This window comes from Amycolatopsis plumensis (assembly GCF_042652605.1).
Lineage (GTDB): Bacteria > Actinomycetota > Actinomycetes > Mycobacteriales > Pseudonocardiaceae > Amycolatopsis > Amycolatopsis plumensis.
The window spans coordinates 5,032,509-5,051,812 of the sequence record NZ_JBHSJY010000001.1 but is presented as its reverse complement, the minus strand read 5'-3'; the positions used below and the strand labels follow the sequence as shown (position 1 = coordinate 5,051,812).

19 protein-coding genes are annotated in these 19,304 nt (G+C 71.2%); 11 read left to right on the top strand and 8 right to left on the bottom strand.

Features of this window, described 5'->3' with window-relative positions; translation table 11 throughout:
* The first annotated feature begins 40 nt into the window (after window positions 1–40).
* Window positions 41–1,882 (top strand): asparagine synthase (glutamine-hydrolyzing), encoded by a 1,842-nt coding sequence (gene asnB, locus ACFPLC_RS24445; RefSeq protein WP_378193703.1) that lies wholly within the window; start codon window positions 41–43, stop codon window positions 1,880–1,882.
* Between the two features lies 1 nt (window position 1,883).
* Here asnB and ACFPLC_RS24440 read toward each other — a convergent pair whose 3' ends face one another.
* The gene (locus tag ACFPLC_RS24440) at window positions 1,884–2,723 is read right to left on the bottom strand and encodes a LysR family transcriptional regulator (RefSeq protein ID WP_378193706.1); all 840 of its coding nucleotides are present in this window, start codon (window positions 2,721–2,723) and stop codon (window positions 1,884–1,886) included.
* 59 nt (window positions 2,724–2,782) lie between these two features.
* Between ACFPLC_RS24440 and ACFPLC_RS24435 the strand changes: the two genes are divergently transcribed.
* Window positions 2,783–3,115 carry an ester cyclase gene (locus ACFPLC_RS24435; protein WP_378193709.1) on the top strand — a complete coding sequence of 111 codons (333 nt, stop codon included), beginning with the start codon at window positions 2,783–2,785 and terminating at the stop codon, window positions 3,113–3,115.
* On the opposite strand, the gene ACFPLC_RS24430 is transcribed toward ACFPLC_RS24435, so the two are convergent.
* Window positions 3,105–3,581 (bottom strand): GNAT family N-acetyltransferase, encoded by a 477-nt coding sequence (locus ACFPLC_RS24430; RefSeq protein WP_378193712.1) that lies wholly within the window; start codon window positions 3,579–3,581, stop codon window positions 3,105–3,107. The two genes, ACFPLC_RS24435 and ACFPLC_RS24430, sit on opposite strands and share 11 nt — an antisense overlap.
* A complete protein-coding gene (locus ACFPLC_RS24425) occupies window positions 3,578–4,081 on the bottom strand; it encodes an SRPBCC family protein (protein WP_378193715.1) in 504 nt (167 codons plus the stop codon). Before ACFPLC_RS24425 ends, ACFPLC_RS24430 begins: the two co-directional genes overlap by 4 nt.
* An 81-nt stretch (window positions 4,082–4,162) precedes the next feature.
* On the opposite strand from ACFPLC_RS24425, the gene ACFPLC_RS24420 reads away from it, so the two are divergent.
* Together ACFPLC_RS24420 and ACFPLC_RS24415 are read left to right on the top strand one after the other, a co-directional pair.
* Window positions 4,163–4,992 (top strand): IS5 family transposase gene (locus ACFPLC_RS24420; RefSeq protein WP_378235683.1). Its coding sequence is split into 2 segments (ribosomal slippage): window positions 4,163–4,517 and window positions 4,517–4,992, totalling 831 coding nucleotides; the frame shifts between segments, so codons are not numbered across the junction.
* 30 nt (window positions 4,993–5,022) lie between these two features.
* Window positions 5,023–5,604, top strand: a complete 582-nt coding sequence (locus ACFPLC_RS24415) for a TetR/AcrR family transcriptional regulator (protein ID WP_378204521.1) — start codon at window positions 5,023–5,025, stop codon at window positions 5,602–5,604.
* 21 nt (window positions 5,605–5,625) lie between these two features.
* Here ACFPLC_RS24415 and ACFPLC_RS24410 read toward each other — a convergent pair whose 3' ends face one another.
* Complete coding sequence (locus ACFPLC_RS24410; RefSeq protein ID WP_378204518.1) at window positions 5,626–6,624, bottom strand: Gfo/Idh/MocA family protein; 999 nt, start codon at window positions 6,622–6,624, stop codon at window positions 5,626–5,628.
* Window positions 6,621–7,643 (bottom strand): LacI family DNA-binding transcriptional regulator, encoded by a 1,023-nt coding sequence (locus tag ACFPLC_RS24405; protein WP_378235930.1) that lies wholly within the window; start codon window positions 7,641–7,643, stop codon window positions 6,621–6,623. Before ACFPLC_RS24405 ends, ACFPLC_RS24410 begins: the two co-directional genes overlap by 4 nt.
* A gap of 112 nt (window positions 7,644–7,755) precedes the next feature.
* On the opposite strand from ACFPLC_RS24405, the gene ACFPLC_RS24400 reads away from it, so the two are divergent.
* The 7 genes from ACFPLC_RS24400 (at window position 7,756) to iolD (ending at window position 15,344) form a co-directional block, all read left to right on the top strand.
* Window positions 7,756–8,634: a TIM barrel protein gene (locus ACFPLC_RS24400; protein WP_378204512.1), complete on the top strand. Its 879-nt coding sequence runs from the start codon at window positions 7,756–7,758 to the stop codon at window positions 8,632–8,634.
* A gap of 23 nt (window positions 8,635–8,657) precedes the next feature.
* Window positions 8,658–9,656, top strand: a complete 999-nt coding sequence (locus ACFPLC_RS24395) for a sugar ABC transporter substrate-binding protein (RefSeq protein ID WP_378204509.1) — start codon at window positions 8,658–8,660, stop codon at window positions 9,654–9,656.
* Window positions 9,653–10,696, top strand: coding sequence for an ABC transporter permease (locus ACFPLC_RS24390; RefSeq protein ID WP_191310396.1), 1,044 nt, complete (start codon window positions 9,653–9,655; stop codon window positions 10,694–10,696). The genes ACFPLC_RS24395 and ACFPLC_RS24390 overlap by 4 nt, the downstream gene beginning before the upstream one ends.
* Window positions 10,693–11,472, top strand: coding sequence for an ATP-binding cassette domain-containing protein (locus tag ACFPLC_RS24385; protein WP_378204506.1), 780 nt, complete (start codon window positions 10,693–10,695; stop codon window positions 11,470–11,472). The genes ACFPLC_RS24390 and ACFPLC_RS24385 overlap by 4 nt, the downstream gene beginning before the upstream one ends.
* Window positions 11,469–12,398, top strand: a complete 930-nt coding sequence (iolC, locus tag ACFPLC_RS24380; protein WP_378204503.1) for a 5-dehydro-2-deoxygluconokinase — start codon at window positions 11,469–11,471, stop codon at window positions 12,396–12,398. The genes ACFPLC_RS24385 and iolC overlap by 4 nt, the downstream gene beginning before the upstream one ends.
* A 223-nt stretch (window positions 12,399–12,621) precedes the next feature.
* Window positions 12,622–13,512, top strand: coding sequence for a 5-deoxy-glucuronate isomerase (iolB, locus tag ACFPLC_RS24375; RefSeq protein WP_378204500.1), 891 nt, complete (start codon window positions 12,622–12,624; stop codon window positions 13,510–13,512).
* Entirely contained in the window at window positions 13,509–15,344 is a 1,836-nt protein-coding gene (gene iolD, locus ACFPLC_RS24370; RefSeq protein WP_378204497.1) for a 3D-(3,5/4)-trihydroxycyclohexane-1,2-dione acylhydrolase (decyclizing), read from the top strand. The genes iolB and iolD overlap by 4 nt, the downstream gene beginning before the upstream one ends.
* On the opposite strand, the gene ACFPLC_RS24365 is transcribed toward iolD, so the two are convergent.
* The 3 genes from ACFPLC_RS24365 to ACFPLC_RS24355 are packed head-to-tail and all read right to left on the bottom strand — an operon-like array spanning window position 15,329 to window position 19,076.
* Window positions 15,329–16,282 (bottom strand): TolB family protein, encoded by a 954-nt coding sequence (locus tag ACFPLC_RS24365; protein WP_378204494.1) that lies wholly within the window; start codon window positions 16,280–16,282, stop codon window positions 15,329–15,331. The genes iolD and ACFPLC_RS24365 overlap by 16 nt on opposite strands.
* Window positions 16,279–17,511, bottom strand: a complete 1,233-nt coding sequence (locus tag ACFPLC_RS24360) for an MFS transporter (protein WP_378204491.1) — start codon at window positions 17,509–17,511, stop codon at window positions 16,279–16,281. Before ACFPLC_RS24360 ends, ACFPLC_RS24365 begins: the two co-directional genes overlap by 4 nt.
* 11 nt (window positions 17,512–17,522) lie before the next feature.
* A complete protein-coding gene (locus ACFPLC_RS24355) occupies window positions 17,523–19,076 on the bottom strand; it encodes a discoidin domain-containing protein (protein WP_378204489.1) in 1,554 nt (517 codons plus the stop codon).
* Between the last annotated feature and the right edge of the window lie 228 nt (window positions 19,077–19,304).

Genomic DNA, 19,304 nt, shown 5'->3' with positions numbered 1-19,304 from the left:
TTGTATCGGCTAAGCAAATCTTTGGGAGAGGGGATCACCTATGTGCGGTATCGCCGGCTGGGTTTCCTACGACGCCGACCTCACCCGCCGCCAGGACGTGGTCGACGCCATGACCGGGACCATGGCCTGCCGCGGGCCGGACGACTCCGGGACGTGGGTCCGCACGCACGTCGCGCTGGGGCACCGGCGCCTGGCCATCATCGACCTGCCCGGCGGCCGTCAGCCGATGACGGTGTCCACGCCGAACGGCGCCATCGCGATGGTCTACAGCGGTGAGGCCTACAACTTCACCGAACTGAAGGAAGAGCTGACGAAGCTCGGCCACACCTGGGAAACCGACAGCGACACCGAAGTGGTCCTGCACGGCTACCTGCAGTGGGGCGACGCGGTCGTCGACCACCTCAACGGCATGTACGCCTTCGCGATCTGGGACGAGCGCGACGACCGCCTGGTCATGATCCGCGACCGGATGGGCATCAAGCCGTTCTACTACTACCCGACGCGCGACGGCGTGCTGTTCGGCTCGGAGCCGAAGGCGATCCTGGCGAACCCGCTGGCCAAGAAGGTCGTCGACCTCGACGGCTTGCGCGAGCTCGCCGGTTTCACCAAGCGGCCGGGCTGGTCGCTGTGGAAGGACATGGAAGAGGTCCAGCCGGGCACGATCGTCACGGTGTCCCGCGAGGGCATCAAGACCCGTACCTACTGGAAGCTGGACGCGAAGCAGCACACCGACGACCAGGAGACCACGGTCGCCCGCGTCCGGGAGCTGATGACCGACATCGTCCACCGGCAGCTCGTCGCCGACGTCCCGCGGTGCGTCCTGCTCTCCGGAGGCCTCGACTCGAGCGCCGTCACCGGGCTCGCGGCCGCGCACCTGGCGGAGCAGGGTGAGCAGCTGCGGACGTTCTCCGTGGACTTCTTCGGCCAGGAGGAGAACTTCAAACCGGACGAGATGCGCGACACGGCGGACTCGCCGTTCGTCCGCGACGTCGCCGCCATGGTGAATTCCGCGCACCAGGACGTCGTGCTCAACCCGGCCGAGCTGACCGACCCCGAGGTGCGGCGCGCGGTGCTGCGGGCACGGGACATCCCGGCCGGCCTCGGCGACATGGACACGTCGCTGTACCTGCTGTTCAAGGCGATCCGCGGCGAGTCGACGGTGGCGCTGTCGGGCGAGTCGGCCGACGAGGTGTTCGGCGGCTACCGCTGGTTCCACGACGAGAAGGCGGTCAACGCGGACACGTTCCCGTGGCTGGCGTTCCGCACGTCGATGATGGACGAGCGCTCGTCGCTGTACACGCCGGAGCTGGTGAAGAAGCTCGACGTCGAGTCCTACATCGCCGACCAGTACGCCACCGCGGTCGCCGGCGTGGAGCACCTGGACGGCGAGTCTGCCCAGGAGGCGCGGATGCGGACGATCTGCCACCTGCACCTGACCCGGTTCGTGCGGATGCTGCTGGACCGCAAGGACCGCGCGTCGATGGCGGTGGGCCTGGAGGTGCGCGTCCCGTTCTGCGACCACCGGCTGGTGGAGTACGTGTACAACACGCCGTGGTCGCTGAAGACGTTCGACGGCCGCGAGAAGAGCCTCCTGCGGCACGCAACCAAGCACGTCCTGCCGGACTCGGTGCGCGACCGCGTGAAGAGCCCGTACCCGTCGACGCAGGACCCGGGCTACGCGGCGGCGCTGCAGCAGCAGGCCAAGGAGGTCCTGGCCGAGCCGCGCCACCAGGTGTTCGACCTGGTCGACCGCGCGTGGGCGCACCGAGCGTCCGAATTGGACTCGGCGACCATGGACCCGGCCATGCGGATCGGCCTGGACCGGCTGCTCGACCTGTACCACTGGATCGAGATGTACTCCCCGGAGCTGCAGCTCGCCTGAGTCACCGCCCGCGCGTGGCCGCCCGCACGAAGGCGGCCACGCGCGGCGAGCGGGAGGTCTCCGGCCAGGCCACCTGCAGCCGTGCCCCGCTGAGGCCGTCGAACTCGCGGTAGGCAACGCCTTCGCGGGGATAGCGGCCGGCGACCGACCGGGGCACGAACGTCACCGCCTGGCCCAGCTCGACCAGCCGCAACGCCTCGGCGAGGTCCTTGGCGGGTGGACCGAGCCGGGCGGGCGGCGGATCGGCGACGACCGTACGGGGATCCCGGGCGCGGTAGTAGGCGTCCAGCCGCTCGTCCACGCCGGGCCACGTGACGGCCGGGCGCGCGAGCACTTCACGCAACGTCGTCGCTTCTCGGCCGCGCGGCTGGGCCGCCACGCGCGGCTCGGCCGCGACCTGCTCGACATCCAGGCCGGCGCGGTCGAAGGGCGCGGCCACCAGCGCGACGTCCGCGCGGCCGTCGCGCAGCATGGCCGCCGCCTCGTCGCCCGTGGTCGCGAACAGCAGTTCCGCGGGCTCGGTCAGGGCCGCGAGGATGCCCGGCAGGAGCCCGCCGTCACCGTCCGGTTTGGACACCACGACCAGGCCGCCCGCGCGCCGCGCCCGGCGTCGCGCCGCCTGGGTCGCGGCCACCGCGGTGCGGGCGTCGGGCAGCATCGCCTCGCCTTCGGGCGTCAGGGCGACGCGGCGGGTGGTGCGTTCGAAGAGCGTCACGCCGAGCGTCCGCTCGAGCCCGCCGACCGCCCGCGAGAGCGTCGGCTGGCTGACGCCCAGCCGGTCGGCGGCCCGGCCGAAGTGCAGTTCCTCGGCGACCGCGACGAAAGCCTCGAACCCATTCATGCGCATCCAGCATAGATGGCGTATTTCCGCTCCGGCCGCGGCGCTGGTTGCCTGGTGCCATGACCAACATCGACGTCGTCCGCCGCTACTTGGACGCCTTCAACCGCGGCGACCTCGCCGCGTTCGACGAGCTGATCGACCCCGGGTACGTCAACCACAGCCCGAGCCTGCCGGACCTGCCACGCGGGCCGGCCGGTCTGAAGCCGATCGTCGAGGACCTGCGGCGGCAGGCACCGGACCTGCGGTTCGAAGAGGTCCACCTGCTGGCCGACGGCGAGTTCGTGGCCGCGCACTTGCTGGTGCACGGCTTCGGGCCGGAGCCGGCCCGGCAGATGCAGATCGAGCGGCTGCGGGACGGCCGGATCGTCGAGCACTGGCGCGTCACGGCCTGAGTGGCAGCACGGCGGCGACCTCGTCCCCTTCGGTGGTGAGCGCCGCGCCCACGCCGCTCAGCAGGGCGCGGGCGCCACGGTTGCCCGCCGTGGTCGAGGCGATGAACCTCGCCGCGCCCCCGGCCCGGGCTTCGGCCAGCAGCAGCGCCGTCACCTGCCTGCCGATGCCGCGGCCGCGCGCGGCGCGGGCCAGCCAGATGCCGGCCTCGACCGCGTCGCCGTGCGGCTCGAGGCGGGCCGCCCCGACCGCCGTGCCGTCGGTGTCGATCACCCAGGTGCGTTCCACCGCCGTCACGGGGTCGAGTGACCGGGCGCGGTGGAACGCCAGGAACGCTTCACGGCGCGCCGGTGTCCAGCCGGGCGGACCGTCGACCGGGGGCATGACCTCCAGGGGGTCGGCGCCCGCTTCGGCGGCTTCGAGCAGCCGCGCCAAGGCGGCCTCGTCCAACGGCGTCAGGCTGGTCACGCTCGCAGTCTCACGTCCGGACGCTTCCCGCGCGAGCCGATTTTGCCCAGCCCGCGCAGGAAGCGGACGTACGGCGACCAGCGGACCGGCCGCTCGACCCGCCCGGTCACGGCCAGCTCCGCCCGGTCGAGCAGCTGCTCCAGCAGCGCGTCGTGCAGCGGGCGGAAGAACAACGGCCAGGTCAGCCGGGCCCAGCCGTGCAGGGAGGCGACGAGGACGTGCGTCAGGGCGTCGCCGTCGAGGGTGAACTCGTGGTGGCCGTGGACGCCCGCGGGCGCGGTGAACCGGAACCGCAGCCGGTCGGGGGCGGCGTCCTCGAGCACGTACCGGACCGGGCCGTGGCCGGCCGGCGTGCCCGGGACGCGGGGGCCGTCGAGGCGGGTCGGCGGCCAGTCCGCCACCGGCCACAGGCGGTCGCCCGGGGTGCCGAGCGTGTCCAGCAGCCCGGCGAGTTCGGCCCGGGCTCCCGGGAACCGGCGGGTGTGCACGTTGCGGACCATGGTGGCGCCCTCGCTTCCTGGAGACTGTCCTCCAGAACGTATTAGAGCGTGTCTTACGTGGTGATCGGTCGCTGGTGAGCGATGATCTTTGCTGTGGTTGATCGGTTGTCGTTGCGGTTGGTGCCGGATGAGCTGTGGGCGTTGGTGGAGCCGTTGATTCCGGTGTTCGCGCCGCGTCCGCAGGGTGGTGGCACGGCGCCGGTGGATGCTCGTGCGGTGTTCACGGCGATCGTGTACGTGCTGACCAGCGGTTGTGCGTGGCGGGATCTGCCGCCGTCGTTCGGGGTGCCGTTTCAGACCGCGCACCGCCGCTTCAGTCAGTGGACGAAAGCCGGGCTGTGGCGGCGCTTGCATCACGCGCTGCTGGACGAGCTCGGCAGCCAGGGCCTCATCGACTGGAGCCGGGCGATCGTGGACGGTGCCTGCGTGCGGGCCAAAAGGGGGGATCTTTGACCGGTCCGAGCCCGGTGGATCGCGGCAAGCCCGGTTCGAAGATTCACGCCCTGTCCGACCGCGCCGGACTGCCGCTGGCCGTCGCGGTCTCCGCCGCGAACACGCACGACTCGGCCGCGCTCAAACCGCTGGTGATGGCGATCCCGGCGATCAAATCACGCCGTGGCCCGCGCCGGCGCAAGCCGGCCAAGCTCCACGCCGACAAGGCCTACGACCAGCCCGGCCTGCGCCGCTGGGTCCGCGACCGCGGCATCAAGGTCCGCATCGCCCGCAAAGGCATCGAAGCCAAGGACAAACTCGGCCGGCACCGCTGGGTGATCGAACGAACCGTGGCCTGGCTCACCGGATACCGCCGCCTCACGTTGCGCTACGAACGCAAAGCCGAACACTTCCTCGCCTTCCTCCTCCTCGGAGCCAGCCTCATCTGCTACAAGAAACTCCGCAAACTCACCACATGAGACAAGCTCTTAGAGCATAACCTCTACAACATGGGCCGGCCCGCGACGCACACCACAGCGCAGTTCCTCGACGCCGCGGCGGCGTTGTTCGCCGCCGGGGGTGCCCGCGCGGTCACGATGGCCGCGACGGCGAAGGCCACCGGCGCCCCGAACGGCTCGATCTACCACCGCTTCCCGGACCGTCCGGCGCTGCTGGCGCGGCTCTGGCTCCGCACTCTGCGCGGCTTCCAGGACACGTTCACGGCGGCGCTCGGCGACGCGACCGACGTCGAAGCGGCGGTCGCGGCCGCGGCGAGTGTCGTCCACTGGTGCCGCAAGCACCCCGACGGCGCCCGGGTCCTCGACGCGGGCAAGCAGGCCTTCGGCCCGGCCGACTGGTCGGCCGAAACGGTCACGGCCCTCGCCGAAGCGGAACAGGAACTGCACGACGTGCTGAAGCGCGCCACGCTGAACCTGCCGCCGCTCACCGGCGCCACGGACGAGGAAGTCGTGCTCGCCCTGGTCGAGATTCCGCGCGCGGTCGTCCACCGCTACCTCTCGACCGGCCGCACTCCCCCGCCGAAGGCCGCCACCCTGGTCGAACGCACGGTGCGCAAACTTCTTCGCCCGTGACCCCCGCGATCAGGGCCGTAACTAGCGGCGGACCTCCGCCAGCTTCACCGGACGCCGCTCGCGCCGTGAGACCTCGCACGCCTCCGCGATGTAGAACGCCTCCAAGGCGTCCGCCGCGCCGCACGGCGAAGGGGCCCGGCCCGCGACGACGTCCAGGAACGCCTTCAGCTCCGTCGTGTACGCCGGGCGGAACCGTTCCATGAAGCCCGGGTACGCCGGCCCCGGCAGCGGCGCCACTCCCGGCTCCACCGACCGCAGCGGCGCCCGGTCGTCCAGGCCGACCACCACACCCGACACCGAACCCAGCACATCCAGGCGCACGTCGTACCCCGCGCCGTTGTAGCGGGTCAGCGACACCGTGGCCAGGGTGCCGTCGTCCAGGGTCAGCGTGGCCGCCGCCGTGTCGACGTCGCCCGCGTCGGCGAAGAACTGCTCGCCGCGGTTCGCGCCGATCGCGTACACCTCTTCGACCTCGCGGCCGCTCACCCAGCGGATGATGTCGAAGTCGTGCACGCCGCAGTCGCGGAACAACCCACCCGAATGGGCGACGTACTCCGCCGGCGGGGGTGCCGGGTCGAACGTCGTCGCGCGCAGCGTGTGCAGCCAGCCCAGCTCGCCGGACGCGACCGCCGCCCGGGCCGCCGCGTAACCGGCGTCGAACCGGCGCTGGAAGCCGATCTGCACCGGGATGTCCGAGGCGCCGATGCGATCGATGACCGCCAGGGTGCCCGGGATGTCCGCGGCCACCGGCTTCTCGCAGAACACCGGGATGCCCGCGTCGACCGCCGCGATGATCAGGCCGGGGTGCGCGTCCGTGGCCGCCGTGACGACCAGGCCGTCGAGCCCCGCGGCGAACAGGTCGCCGAGGGGAACCGACTCGACGCCGAGCTTCGCGGCGGCGGACGCGGCTCGCGCGGTGTCGACGTCGGCCACCACGACCGACTCGACCTCGTCGAAGCCCTTCAGCGTCTCCGCGTGCGCGGTACCGATCCGGCCGGTGCCCGCAAGTCCCAACCTCATCGTGAAGCTCCTCCTGTCGCAGAAAACTCGGCGGTGGTCGCGCGGACCACCAGTGACGGGTGCAGCAGGTGCCGGACCGGCTCCGTGCGCTCCCCGCGGACGCGCTCGATGAGCGCCTCGAAGGCCAGCCGCCCCATCTCGGTGCGCGGCTGGTCCACCGTGGTCAGGGAAAGGTGCCGCAGCGCCGCCAGCGACGTGTTGTCGTACCCCACGACCGACACGTCTTCCGGCACGCGCAACCCGGCTTCCTCCAGGGCCGAGATCGCCCCGACGGCGTTGAAGTCGTTGCCCGCCACCAAACCCGTGGGCAGCTCGGCGCGCGAGTACGTCGCCAGCAGCTCGCGCACCGACTTCTCCCCGCCGGTGTCGGTGTGCTCGCTGCGCACGACGATCGGCTCCAGTCCGTGCCGCCGCATCGCCGCCTCGAAGCCGCGGCGGCGCTGGGCCGCACCGGCCGCGCCGCCGCCGTCGAGGTGGGCGATGCGCCGGTGCCCGAGGCCGACGAGGTGGTCGACGGCCAGCGCGGAGCCCGCCTCGCCGTCGTCGTTGACCGTGTCCACTGTGGACGCACGGATCGTCCGCGAGACGAGCACGACCGGGCACTGCTTGGCCGCGACCTGGATCGACGCCGCCGGAACGACCGGCGAAAGCAGGATGATCCCCGCCGGGCGGAAGGAAAGCAGGTTGTGCAGGGCGTTCCACTCGCGGGTGGGACTGCGGCCGCCGGTGTTGAGGATCAGGTCGAAGCCCGCGGCCTGCGCGGCCGCGTCGAGCCCCTCGACGACGTCGGCGAAGAAGGCGTTGCGCAGGTCGTTGACCATCACGCCGAGCACGGTCGAGGTCCGGCTGGCCAACGACCGCGCCATCACGTGCGGCTGGTAGCCGAGTTCTTCGGCCGCGCGCAGCACCGCCGCCCGCCGGGCTTCGGAGACCTTCGGTGAATTGTTCATCACCAGGGAGACCAGCGCGCGGGAAACTCCCGCCCGTTCGGCGACGTCCTCCATGGTCGGACGGACCACGCGCACCTCCCCTGATCTCGGAAAACTCGGCCTTGACTTTGCTGTGACGGACGCTACAAGATTAGAGCGCTCTAATCAATAGAGCGCTCCAACGGACCAACGGAGGCCCCTTGTGACAGCGACGATCCGAGTAGCGGCCGCGCCGATCTCCTGGGGTGTCTGCGAAGTCCCGGGCTGGGGCCGGGTGCTGGACGCGGCCACCGTGCTCGGCGAGATGGCGGCGCTCGGCGTCCAGGCCACCGAGCTGGGGCCGCCCGGGTACCTCCCGCGCGAGCCCGCCGCCCTGCGCGAGCTGCTCGCCGGGTACGACTTGACGCTCGTCGGCGGTTTTCTCGCCGTCGTCCTCCACGAGAACCAGCAGAACGCCCTCGAGGAAGCCGAAGAGTCCGCCGCGCTCTTCGCCGCCTGCGGGGGTGACGTCCTGGTCCTCGCCGCCGCGACCGGCCTCGACGGCTACGACGAGCGCCCGCGGCTCAGCGACGCCGAATGGGCGACGCTCGTCGAGACGGCCGGCAAGATCCGCGACATCGCCACCGCCCACGGCCTGCGCACGGTGCTGCACCCGCACGTCGGGACGCACGTGGAGCAGCAGGCCGAGGTCGAGCGCTTCCTCGCCGATTCCGATCTCGGGTTGTGCCTCGACACCGGGCACCTGATGATCGGCGGGACGGATCCGGTGGAGCTGGCGAAGCGGTACCCCGAACGGGTGGGACACGTGCATCTCAAGGACGTCCGGGAAGACCTGGCGGCCGAGGTCCGCGCGGGCCGGCTGGCCTACACCGACGCGGTCGGGCGGGGCATGTACACCCCGCTCGGCGAGGGCGACGTGGACGTGGCGGCGATGGTGCGCTCCGTCCAGGCCGCCGGCTACGACGGCTGGTACGTCCTCGAACAGGACACCGCCCTCGGCGAGGAGAGCCCCGACGACGTACCCCGGCGGGACACCGAGCGCAGCCTGGCCCACCTCGCGAAGATCACCGACTCCCTCTGAATCCTGGTCCCAAAGGAGTGACTGTGTTCCCTCTCAAGAAGCTGGCCGGTGTGGCGGCGATCGCCGCCGCCGGGCTCGTCCTCGCCGCCTGCAGCGGCCCCACCGCCGACAACTCGAAGAGCAGCAGCCCCAGCTCCGCGACCGCCGCGGCCCCGAACGCGGGCGGCCCGCTGAAGGTCGCCGTGGTCACCCACGGCAGCGCCGGCGACGCCTTCTGGAACGTCGTCAAGAACGGCGCCGAGCAGGCGGGCAAGGATCTGAACGTCGGCGTCGACTACTTCGCCGACGGCGACCCGGGCAACCAGGCCCGGCTGATCGACAACGCGGTCGCGCAGAAGGTCGGCGGCCTGGTCGTCTCGATGGCGAACCCCCAGGCCCTGCAGACGTCGATCCAGAACGCGGTGAAGGCGGGCATCCCGGTCATCACCATCAACTCCGGTGAGGACTTCAGCGCCCAGTTCGGCGCGATCGCGCACGTCGGGCAGAGCGAAGGCCTGGCGGGCCAGGGCGCCGGCCAGCGGCTCAAGGCGGCAGGCAAGACCAAGCTGCTGTGCGTCATCCACGAAGCCGGCAACATCGGCCAGAACCAGCGCTGCGACGGCGCGAAGCAGGCCTTCGGCGACGTCACGACGCTGCAGGTCGACATCTCCAACCCGACCGACGCGCAAGCGCGGATCCGCGGTGCGCTGCAGTCCGACCCGTCGATCGACGCCGTGCTGGCGCTGAACTCGCAGGTCGCGGCCCGTGCCGTCGCCGCCGCGAAGGAAGCGAGCTCCAAGGCCCAGGTGGCCACCTTCGACCTGAACGCCGACGTCGTGGCGGCCATCAAGGACGGCAGCATCCTCTTCGCCGTCGACCAGCAGCAGTACGAGCAGGGCTACCTGCCGATCGTGTTCCTGAAGCTGTACAAGGAAAACGGCAACACCATCGGCGGCGGCAAGCCCGTCCAGACCGGCCCGGGCTTCGTCGACAAGACCAACATCGACACCATCGCCCCGTACGCGCAGCGCGGCACGCGATGACCGCAGCTATCCAGGCACAGCCCGACGAGCGCGTCGCCAAGAAAGGGCTGACCGACCGCCTGGTCGTCCGCCCCGAAATCGGCGCGCTCCTCGGAGCCGTGCTGGTCTTCGTCTTCTTCTCCGTGGTCACCGGCCAGTTCCTCAGCCCGCTGGGCGTGGCGACCTGGCTCGACGACTCCTCGACGCTGGGCATCATGGCCGTCGTGGTCGCGCTGCTCATGGTCGGCGGCGAGTTCGACCTCTCGGCGGGCGTGATGACGGCGTCGACGTCGCTGGTCACCGCGATCCTGGCGACGCAGGCGGGCTGGAACGTCTGGCTCGCGCTGCTGGCGTCGCTGGCCTTCGCGCTCGGCGTCGGCGCGTTCAACGGCTGGCTGGTGATGAAGACGGGGCTGCCCAGCTTCATCGTCACGCTCGGCTCGTTCCTGGCCCTGCAGGGGCTCAACCTCGGCGTGACGCGGCTGGTCACCAACACCGTCCAGGTTTCGGGCATGCGCTCGACCAGCGGCTACGAGTCGGCCGGCGGGCTGTTCGCCTCGACGTTCGCCATCGGCGGCACGGAATTCCAGTCCTCGATCGTCTGGTGGATCGTGGTCACCGCGATCGCCGCGTGGCTGCTGGTGCGGACCCGGTTCGGCAACTGGATCTTCGCGGTCGGCGGGTCGCAGGTGTCGGCCCGTTCGGTCGGCGTTCCGGTGGTGCGCACGAAGATCCTGCTGTTCATGGGCACCGCGCTCGGCGCGTGGCTGGTCGGCTCGATCAACATCCTGCGCTTCGCCAGCGTGCAGGCGAACCAGGGCATCGGGCTGGAGTTCCAGTACATCATCGCGGCGGTGATCGGCGGCTGCCTGCTCACCGGCGGGTTCGGCTCGGCGGTGGGCGCGGCGATCGGCGCGCTGATCTTCGGCATGGCGCGCCAGGGCATCGTGTTCGCGCAGTGGAACAGCGACTGGTTCATGCTGTTCCTCGGCGTCATGCTGCTGGCCGCGGTCCTGGTCAACAACGCGTTCCGGCGCCGCGCGGAGAGGGTACGCCGATGAGCCTGCTGGAAGTCCGCGACATCGGGAAGACGTACGGCAGCGTGATCGCGCTGCGCGATGTGTCCACAGTGGTCAATGCGGGCGAGGTCACTTGCGTGCTCGGCGACAACGGCGCCGGGAAGTCCACGCTGATCAAGATCCTGGCCGGGGTGCACCAGCACGACCGCGGCGAGTTCCTCGTCGAGGGCGAGCCGGTGCGGTTCTCCTCGCCGCGGGAGGCCCTCGACCGCGGCATCGCGACCGTGTACCAGGACCTCGCCGTGGTGCCGCTGATGAGCGTCTGGCGCAACTTCTTCCTCGGCTCCGAGCCGACGACCGGGTTCGGACCCTTCAAGATGCTCGACCGGAAGAAGGGCCGTGAGACGACGAAGAAGGCGTTGTCCGACATGGGCATCGACCTGCGTGACGTCGAGCAGCCGGTCGGCACGCTCTCGGGTGGCGAGCGCCAGTGCGTCGCGATCGCGCGGGCGGTGTACTTCGGCGCGAAGGTGCTGATCCTCGACGAGCCGACGGCGGCCCTCGGGGTCAAGCAGGCCGGGGTCGTGCTGAAGTACGTCGCCCAGGCCCGGGATCGCGGCCTCGGCGTCGTGCTCATCACGCACAACCCGCACCACGCGTACCCGGTCGCCGACCGGTTCCTGCTGCTCAAGCGGGGTGCCGCGCTCGGGCACTACGAGAAGTCCGAGATCGACATCAACGAGCTGACCCGGCAGATGGCGGGCGGTGCCGAACTGGAAGCCCTCGAACACGAGCTGCGGCAGGTGGAGAAGGCGTGAGTCTCGAAGCGCTGACGATCGGCCGGGTGGGGGTCGACCTGTACCCCGAGCAGAGCGGCGTCCCGCTGGCCGGGGTCAGCACGTTCGCCAAGTCGCTCGGCGGGACCGCGACCAACGTCGCGGTCGCCGCCGCGCGGCTCGGCCGGCGCACGGCGGTGCTCACCAAGGTCGGCCCGGACGGCTTCGGCGACTACGTGCGGCAGGCCCTCGACGGCTTCGGCGTCTCGCCGGAGTTCGTGGGCACCTCGCCGGACCTGCAGACGCCGGTCGTGTTCTGCGAGCTGAACCCGCCCGCGGACCCGCCGCTGCTGTTCTACCGCTCCCCGATCGCGCCCGACCTCACGCTGACCGACGAGGACGTGCCCTGGGACGTCGTCGAGTCGGTGCCGCTGCTGTGGGTCACCGGCACCGGCGTCTCCGTGGAGCCCGCGCGGGCGACCCAGCGAAAGATCCTCGAGGCCCGCGGGCGGCGGGAGCACACCGTCCTGGACCTGGACTACCGGCCGATGTTCTGGCCGTCGGTCGAGCAGGCGCGCGCCGAGATCGGCGGGCTGCTCGACCACGTCACGGTCGCGGTCGGCAACCGCACCGAGGCTGAGGTCGCCGTCGGCACCGCGGACCCGGACGAGGCCGCGGACCGGATGCTGGCGCGCGGGCTGCGCCTGGCGGTGATCAAGAAGGGCGCCGAAGGCGTCCTCGTGGCGACCCCGGACGGCCGCTGGACGGTGCCGCCGCAGCGCGTCGAGGTCGTCTGCGGCCTCGGTGCCGGCGACGGTTTCGGTGGCGCGCTGATCCACGGTCTGCTGTCGGGCTGGGACCCGGTGCGGATCGCGGAGTACGCGAACGCCGCGGGCGCGCTCGTCGCGTCCCGGCTGGCCTGCGCCGACGCCATGCCGACCGCCGGGGAGATCGAGGAACTGCTGTGATCCTCACGGACGAGCGGTGACAGGAGCTCCTGCACGTCCGCGCCACGAACCCGGGCGCGGTCCGGCAGGCCTGCGCCGACGCGGTCACCGAGCTGGCCGCGTACGGTCTGGTCGCCCTGATCGAGCTGCCGGAGGCCCTGGCGCCGTCGGTCACTCTCGCGTCCGCACCCGGGACGACTGCGGGAAATGTCGAAGCTGCCGCGAAAGCTCTGGAGGCCGCGAAGTGAGCAAGCTGCACCGTCCACTCGGAACACTGTCCGACGACGCCGACCCGGTCCGGCTGACCCCGGACACCGCCGGGTGGCGGTACTCCGGGCTGCGGGTGCTCTCCCTGGCCCCCGGCGAGACGCGACTTCTGCACACCGGCGAGTTCGAAGCCTTCGTGCTGCCCCTGGCCGGGTCCGCGACCGTCCGGGTCGACGGCCAGGTCTTCGAACTCCGCGGCCGCGACTCGGTCTTCACGCGCGTGACGGACTTCGCGTACGTCCCCCGGGAGGCCGAAGTCGAGTTGTCGACAAAGGAGGGCTTGGAAGTCGCCCTGCCGATGGCGCGCTGCACCCGGCGTCTCGACCCGAAGTACGGCCCCGCCGAAGACGTGCCGGTGGAGGTGCGCGGCGCCGGGCAGGCGACGCGGCAGGTCACCAACTTCGGCGTGCCCGGCGTGTGGGACCACGCCGACAAGCTCAACGCGTGCGAGCTGATCACGCCGGGCGGCAACTGGTCGTCCTACCCGCCGCACAAGCACGACGAAGCGACCGAGTGCGAGGTCGTCAACGAAGAGATCTACTACTTCCGCATCGCCGGCCGCGACGGCGTGACACCGTCCCGAGAAGGCTTCGGCCTGCACCGGACGTACACCGCCGACGGCGAGCTGGACGAGGACGTCGCCGTGCGCGACCACGACGTCTTCCTCATCCCGCGCGGCTACCACGGGCCGTGCGTGGCCGCGCCGGGTTACCCGATGTACTACCTGAACGTCCTGGCCGGGCCGGCCGAAGAGCGGTCCATGGCGTTCTGCGACGACCCCGCGCACGGCTGGGTCCGCGACACGTGGGCAACGCAGGACTTCGACCCGCGTTGTCCCGTCACGAGTCACGAAGGACGTGTTCAGTGAAGCTGACGACGGCTCAGGCGCTGGTCCGCTGGATCCTCGCCCAGCGCTCGGAAACCCTCGACGGGCGCGAAGTCCCGCTGTTCCCCGGCGTGTTCGCGATCTTCGGGCACGGCAACGTCCTCGGCCTCGGCACCGCGCTGGAGGAACACCGCGGCGACCTCCCGGTCTGGCGCGGGCACACCGAGCAGGGCATGGCCCTGGCCGCGGTCGGGTACGCGAAGGCCACGCACCGGCGGCAGGTCGGCGTCGTGACGTCGTCGATCGGGCCGGGCGCCCTGAACATGGTCACCGCGGCCGGCGTCGCCCACGCGAACCGGCTGCCGGTGCTGCTGCTGCCGGGCGACACGTTCACCAACCGGGCGCCGGACCCGGTGCTGCAGCAGATTGAACCGTTCGGCGATGCGACGGCAACGGTCAACGACGCCTTCCGCGCGGTCTCGCGCTACTTCGACCGGATCACCCGGCCCGAACAGCTGATTTCGACGTTTCCGCAGGTCGCGCGGGTGCTCACGGACCCGGCCGACGCCGGACCGGTGACCCTCGCCCTGCCGCAGGACGTCCAGGCCGAGACCTACGACTTCCCGGACGCGCTGTTCGAGCCGGTGACGCACCGCCCGCTGCGCCCCCGCCCGGACCGGCGTGCGGTCACCGAGGCGGCCGGGGTGTTGCGGGCGGCGAAGCGGCCGCTGCTGGTGCTCGGCGGCGGCGTCCGGTACTCCGGCGCCGGACAGCGCGCGCTCGAGTTCGCCGAGCGCCACGGAATCCCGCTCGTGGAGACCACGGCGGGCCGGACGCTGGTGCCGCACGAGCATCCGCTGCACGCCGGGCCGCTGGGCATCACCGGCTCGACGTCGGCGAACGTCGTCGCGGCGGCCGCGGACGTCGTGTTCGCGGTGGGGACGCGGCTGCAGGACTTTACGACGGCGTCCTGGACCGTCTTCGCCCCCGACGTCCGGCTGGTGTCGCTCAACGCGGCCCGGTTCGACGCGGTGAAGCACGGCGCCCTGTCGGTGGTCGGCGACGCCGACGCGGGCCTGGCCGACCTGGCCGCCCAGCTGGAGAGCTGGCGCGTGGACGCGGAATGGACGTCCCGGGCCGCCGCCGAGCGGGCGTCTTGGGACGCGCACATCGACTCGCTGCGCTCCCCTTCGGGCGAGCTGCCGTCGTACGCGCAGGTGATCGGCGTCGTGAACACGCTGTCAGACGACCACGACTACGTCATGACGGCCTCCGGCGGGCTGCCCGGTGAGCTGATCGGCGGTTGGCGCGGGTCCGGCTCGGTCTCGATGGACGTCGAGTACGGGTTTTCCTGCATGGGCTACGAGCTGTCCGGCGCGTGGGGCGCGGCGATCGCCCACCCGGGCCTGGTGACGACCCTGCTGGGTGACGGCTCGTACCTGATGCTGAACTCGGAGCTGTTCTCGGCCGCGTTCGCGGGCCATCCGTTCGTCGCGGTGGTGTGCGACAACGACGGGTACGCGGTGATCGCCCGTCTCCAGCAGGGCCAGGGCGGCAAGCCGTTCAACAACTTCTACGCCGACTGCACCACTTCGCACGCTTCGCCGCCGCGAGTCGACTTCGCCCGCCACGCGGAATCCCTGGGCTGCCTGGTGTTCACGGCGTCCACTGTGGATTCACTGCGATCGGCCTACGCGTCGGCTCGTGAGGCGGCGGTCGCGGAGCGGCGCCCGGCCGTCGTCGTGGTGAAGACGCAGCCGTCGACCTGGACCGAAGCCGGGGCCTGGTGGGAGGTCGGCGTGCCGGAGCACCTGGCCGGGCGCGACGAGTACGAGCGCGGAAAGGGCGGCCAGGTGCGTTACCTCGGGTCCTGAGTGACGGCCGGCGACGCCGCTCCGGCGTGGAGCTGCCGCGGCGCGCCGGAGCCGTCGGCCGGGACCGCCCAGACGGCGTTGTCCAGCCCGTAGAGGATTGTGCGGTCGTCCTGCCAGAGAGCTTGGTCGTCGACGCTGCGGGCCTCGGCGAGCTCGGTTTCCTTCATGCTCGCGAGGTCCAGCACCGACAGCCGCCAGACGCCGTCGCCGACCTTCTTCTTGAAGGCGATCCGCTTGCCGTCCGGGGACAGCGACGGGCATTCGACGTTCTCGCGGAGGGTTTTGCCCCGGTACCGCCCGAAGTCGGCTTCGACGAGGTAGGTCCGGCCCTTGCTGCCGAGGGTGGCGTAGAAGCGGTTGCCGTCGGGGGCGAAGGTGATGCCCCAGTAGTTGACGTCGGCCGCGAAGTAGCGGTTGCCGTCCTTGAAGACCGGCAGCTCTTCGATCGTCTTGACCAGGCGCCCGGTCTCGACGTCGTAGAGCCCGGCGCGGGTCGAGAAACCGGTCTGGGCGTAGGAGTCACCCGTGACGAACAGCGTCCAGTAGACGCGTTTGCCGTCCGGCGAAACACGCGCGCGGCTCGGCGTGCCGGGCAGGGCTTCGGTGTGGCGGACGGCGAGGTGGTCGTCGAGGACGGAGACGTCGGTGATGGCCGGGAGCGTGCCGGGCCGGACGGCCAGGCACACCGCCGTCTGCTTCGCCACCGCGAAGCGATCGCATTTCAGGCCGCTGAGCTGCGGTTTCTTATCAGGCAGACCGAGGGGGACGGCGCCGACGCGGCCGGTCGCCGTGTCGCGGAACAGCAACTGGCCGGGCGCCAGGGTCACCGCGGCGGCGGGTTCGGCCGCCGCGGTGTCGTGCCGGGCGCTGACCGCGTAGGTGACGGCCGCGGCGACCAGGAGGGCCGAACCCGCGAGGGCGAGGACGAGTTTCTTCACGGGCGCACCGGTTTCGCCAAGGCGGCGGCGAGGGCGACGGCGGCCAGGCAGACCGCGGCGATGAGCACCGCGGGCCGCAGGTCCCAAAGCGTCCACGCCAGTCCGAAGAGGACGGAGGAGAGCATCCGGGCCACGGCCTGGCCCGTCTGCACCACGGCCAGCCCGGTGGCGCGCAGGCCGGCCGGGATGAGCGGACCGGCCGCGGCCATCAGGACGCCGTCGGTGGCCGCGTAGAACACGCCGTGCAGGCCGAGCGCGACGACGGCGAGCCACAGCCCCGCCCGCGGGCCGCAGAGCAGCACCAGGGCCAGGCACAGGGCCGCGTGCCCGCCGAGGAACACCGGCCAGCGGCCGACGCGGTCGGCGAGCTTGCCGAGCGGCACGGCCAGCAGCAGGTAGACCCCGGCCGTGCCCAGTGGCAGCAGCGGGAAGTACGTCGCCGCGATCTCCCAGCGGCGCTGCAGGATCAGGTAGACGAACGAGTCGCCGACCGTGACCAGGCCCAGTAGGGCCGCCCAGAGCGCCACGCGCCGGAAGTCCTGCTGCTTCAGCAGGCCGAACGCGGCTCGTGCGGACACCGCCGCGCGGTCGACGCTGCCGGGCCGGTCGCGGACGAACAGGGCCAGCAGCAGGACCGCGATGGCCGCGATGCAGAAGCTGGTGAAGAACACGCTGGTGTAGCTGCCGAGGCTCAGCGCGAGCACCGCCATCGCCACCAGCGGGCCGAGGAACGCGCCGACGGTGTCCATCGCCCGGTGCACCCCGAACGACCGGCCGAGGGTCGCCGGCTCGCTGGACAGCGAGATGAGCGCGTCACGCGGGCCGGTGCGCAGCCCCTTGCCGGTGCGGTCGGCGGCGAGGACCAGGCCGATGGCCGCGACCGACGAACCGGCGGCGACCAGGCCGAGCTTGCACACCGCGGACAAGCCGTACCCGAACCCGGCGACCGCCTTGAGCCGCCGCCACCGGTCGGCGAGGTGGCCGCCGAGCACCCGCACGACCGCGGTGGCGCCGGCGTAGAGCCCGTCGAGCAGCCCGAACTGCAGCGGGTTCAGGCCCAGGCCGAGCACCAGGTAGAGCGGGAGGACGGCGGTGACCATCTCCGACGAGACGTCGGTGACCAGGCTGACCATCCCGAGCGCCACCACGTTGGCGGACACCCGCTTCAGCGCCGGTTTGCGGTCGGTCCCGGACGCCAGGTCCGAGGTACGGCTCGCCGCGATGTACATGCCCGGGCCTCCTAGTGGCAGGTGTAGGTCGGGCTGCTGTCGAGGACCTTGCCGTCGACGCCGATAAGCTGCGTCTGGAACGTGGTGTCCGTCATCGACAGCTTGAGGACGCCGAAGGTCTTCAGCAGCTTGGCCGTGGTCGGGTGCGCCGGGCTCAGGTCGTACAGGTTGGCGCCGCCGCTGCCGCCGACGATCTCGACCGGCCCGTTGGCGTCCGCCTTGCCGTCGGCGTTCTGCGGCACGAACCGCTCGTAGTCGTGGTCGTGGCCGTTGAGGACGAGGTCGGCCTTGTTGTCCACCAGGAGGTTCCACAGCTCGGTGCTGTCGGTGTTGTCCCCGTGGTCGCCGGAGCTCCACCGCGGGTGGTGGTAGTACGCGGCGACACAGCCCTTCTTGTTGTTGGCCAGGTCCTGCTTCAGCCAGGTGATCTGGGGCGGCTCGGCGAATTCGTCGTGGGTGACGAAGTCGTTGGAGTCGAGGGCGATGAAGTGCCAGTTGCCCATTTCCCAGCTGTAGTAGCGCTGACCCTGCGGCTTGGCGATGGCGCCGAAGTACTGGTCGTAGCCGGTGAACCCGGAGTAGGACTCGTGGTTGCCCGGGATCGGGTGGGTGATGCTCTTGAACTTGCCCCAGGTCTTGTCGTAGTAGTTCTTGAAGTCCGACAGGGTGGGCTCGTCGTACTGGTTGTCGCCCATGGTGATCACGGCCGCGGGGTTCATGTTTTCGACGAGCTTCGCGGTCTTCGGGTGCACGCAGCTGGAGCTGCTCGCGGTGCACTGTTCGGCGATGTCACCGGCCGCGGCGAGGACGAACCCCGCGCTCCCGGCGGCGGTCTTGACGGTGATGGGCGTGCTGGCGGCGGAGACGTTCCCCGCGGCGTCGCGGGCGCGGACCGCGTAGGTGTAGCTCGTGGCCGGTGCGAGCCCGGTGTCGGTGTAGGACGTCGTCGCGCTGGTGGCGACCGCGCTGCCGTTGCGGAGGATGTCGTACCCGGTGACGCCGACGTTGTCCGTGGCGGCGCCCCAGGTCAGCGGGACGCTTGTGGCGGTCGCCGTGCCCGCGGTGAGGCCGGCCGGGGTGGTCGGGGCCTGGGTGTCGCCGGAGGAGTCCGCGGTGCCGAAGACCTGCATCTCCCAGAAGGAGTACCCGTAGCTGGTGCCGCGGGTGAGGCCGACGAAGCGCACGAAACGGCCGCGGGCGGTGAGGCCGCCGAGGTCGTCGATCTTGCCGTCGCCGGTGTCGATGGTGGCGGCGGTGGTGAACGTCGTGCCGTCGTCGGAGACCTCGATGCGGTACTTCTTCGCGTACGCGGCCTCCCAGTTGAGGACGACGCGGTGGATGGTCGCCGGCTGGCCGAGGTCGATCCGCAGCCACTGCGGGTCGGAGCCCTCGGCGCTGGCCCAGCGGGTGGTGGTGCTGCCGTCGACGGCCTTGGCGCCGGTGTACGACGAGCTTTCGACCGTCGAGGTGGCGACGGGCTTTCCCTGGGACAGCAGGACATCGGCGGCCTGGGTGGTGGCGGCCGCGGCGATCGCGGAGGGCAGCAGAACCACGGCGGCGATCACCGGGGTGAGTCGGGCTAAAGGACGTAGTCGGGTCGACGGCACGTCGCGCTCCTTACGGGCCTGGCGGTGGCTGGTGGGCTGCGGCGTCGGAATCAGTTAGGAAACTTTCCTAACTAAGCGGACTGTAACGAGACCCTGTTCCGGCTGACAAGACTTGTCTTGCCCTTGAATCGGTCAAGAGGGTGAGTTTTTCACGGTTTCCACAGCTCAGCGCGTGTGCCGGTGAGC

Coding starts and splice junctions, on each gene's coding strand:
- ACFPLC_RS24410 (WP_378204518.1), bottom strand. CDS start 6,624: ATGAGGTTGGGACTTGCGGGCACCGGCCGGATCGGTACCGCGCACGCG.
- ACFPLC_RS24440 (WP_378193706.1), bottom strand. CDS start 2,723: ATGAATGGGTTCGAGGCTTTCGTCGCGGTCGCCGAGGAACTGCACTTC.
- ACFPLC_RS24415 (WP_378204521.1), top strand. CDS start 5,023: ATGGGCCGGCCCGCGACGCACACCACAGCGCAGTTCCTCGACGCCGCG.
- ACFPLC_RS24385 (WP_378204506.1), top strand. CDS start 10,693: ATGAGCCTGCTGGAAGTCCGCGACATCGGGAAGACGTACGGCAGCGTG.
- ACFPLC_RS24435 (WP_378193709.1), top strand. CDS start 2,783: ATGACCAACATCGACGTCGTCCGCCGCTACTTGGACGCCTTCAACCGC.
- ACFPLC_RS24360 (WP_378204491.1), bottom strand. CDS start 17,511: ATGTACATCGCGGCGAGCCGTACCTCGGACCTGGCGTCCGGGACCGAC.
- ACFPLC_RS24390 (WP_191310396.1), top strand. CDS start 9,653: ATGACCGCAGCTATCCAGGCACAGCCCGACGAGCGCGTCGCCAAGAAA.
- ACFPLC_RS24425 (WP_378193715.1), bottom strand. CDS start 4,081: ATGGTCCGCAACGTGCACACCCGCCGGTTCCCGGGAGCCCGGGCCGAA.
- asnB (WP_378193703.1), top strand. CDS start 41: ATGTGCGGTATCGCCGGCTGGGTTTCCTACGACGCCGACCTCACCCGC.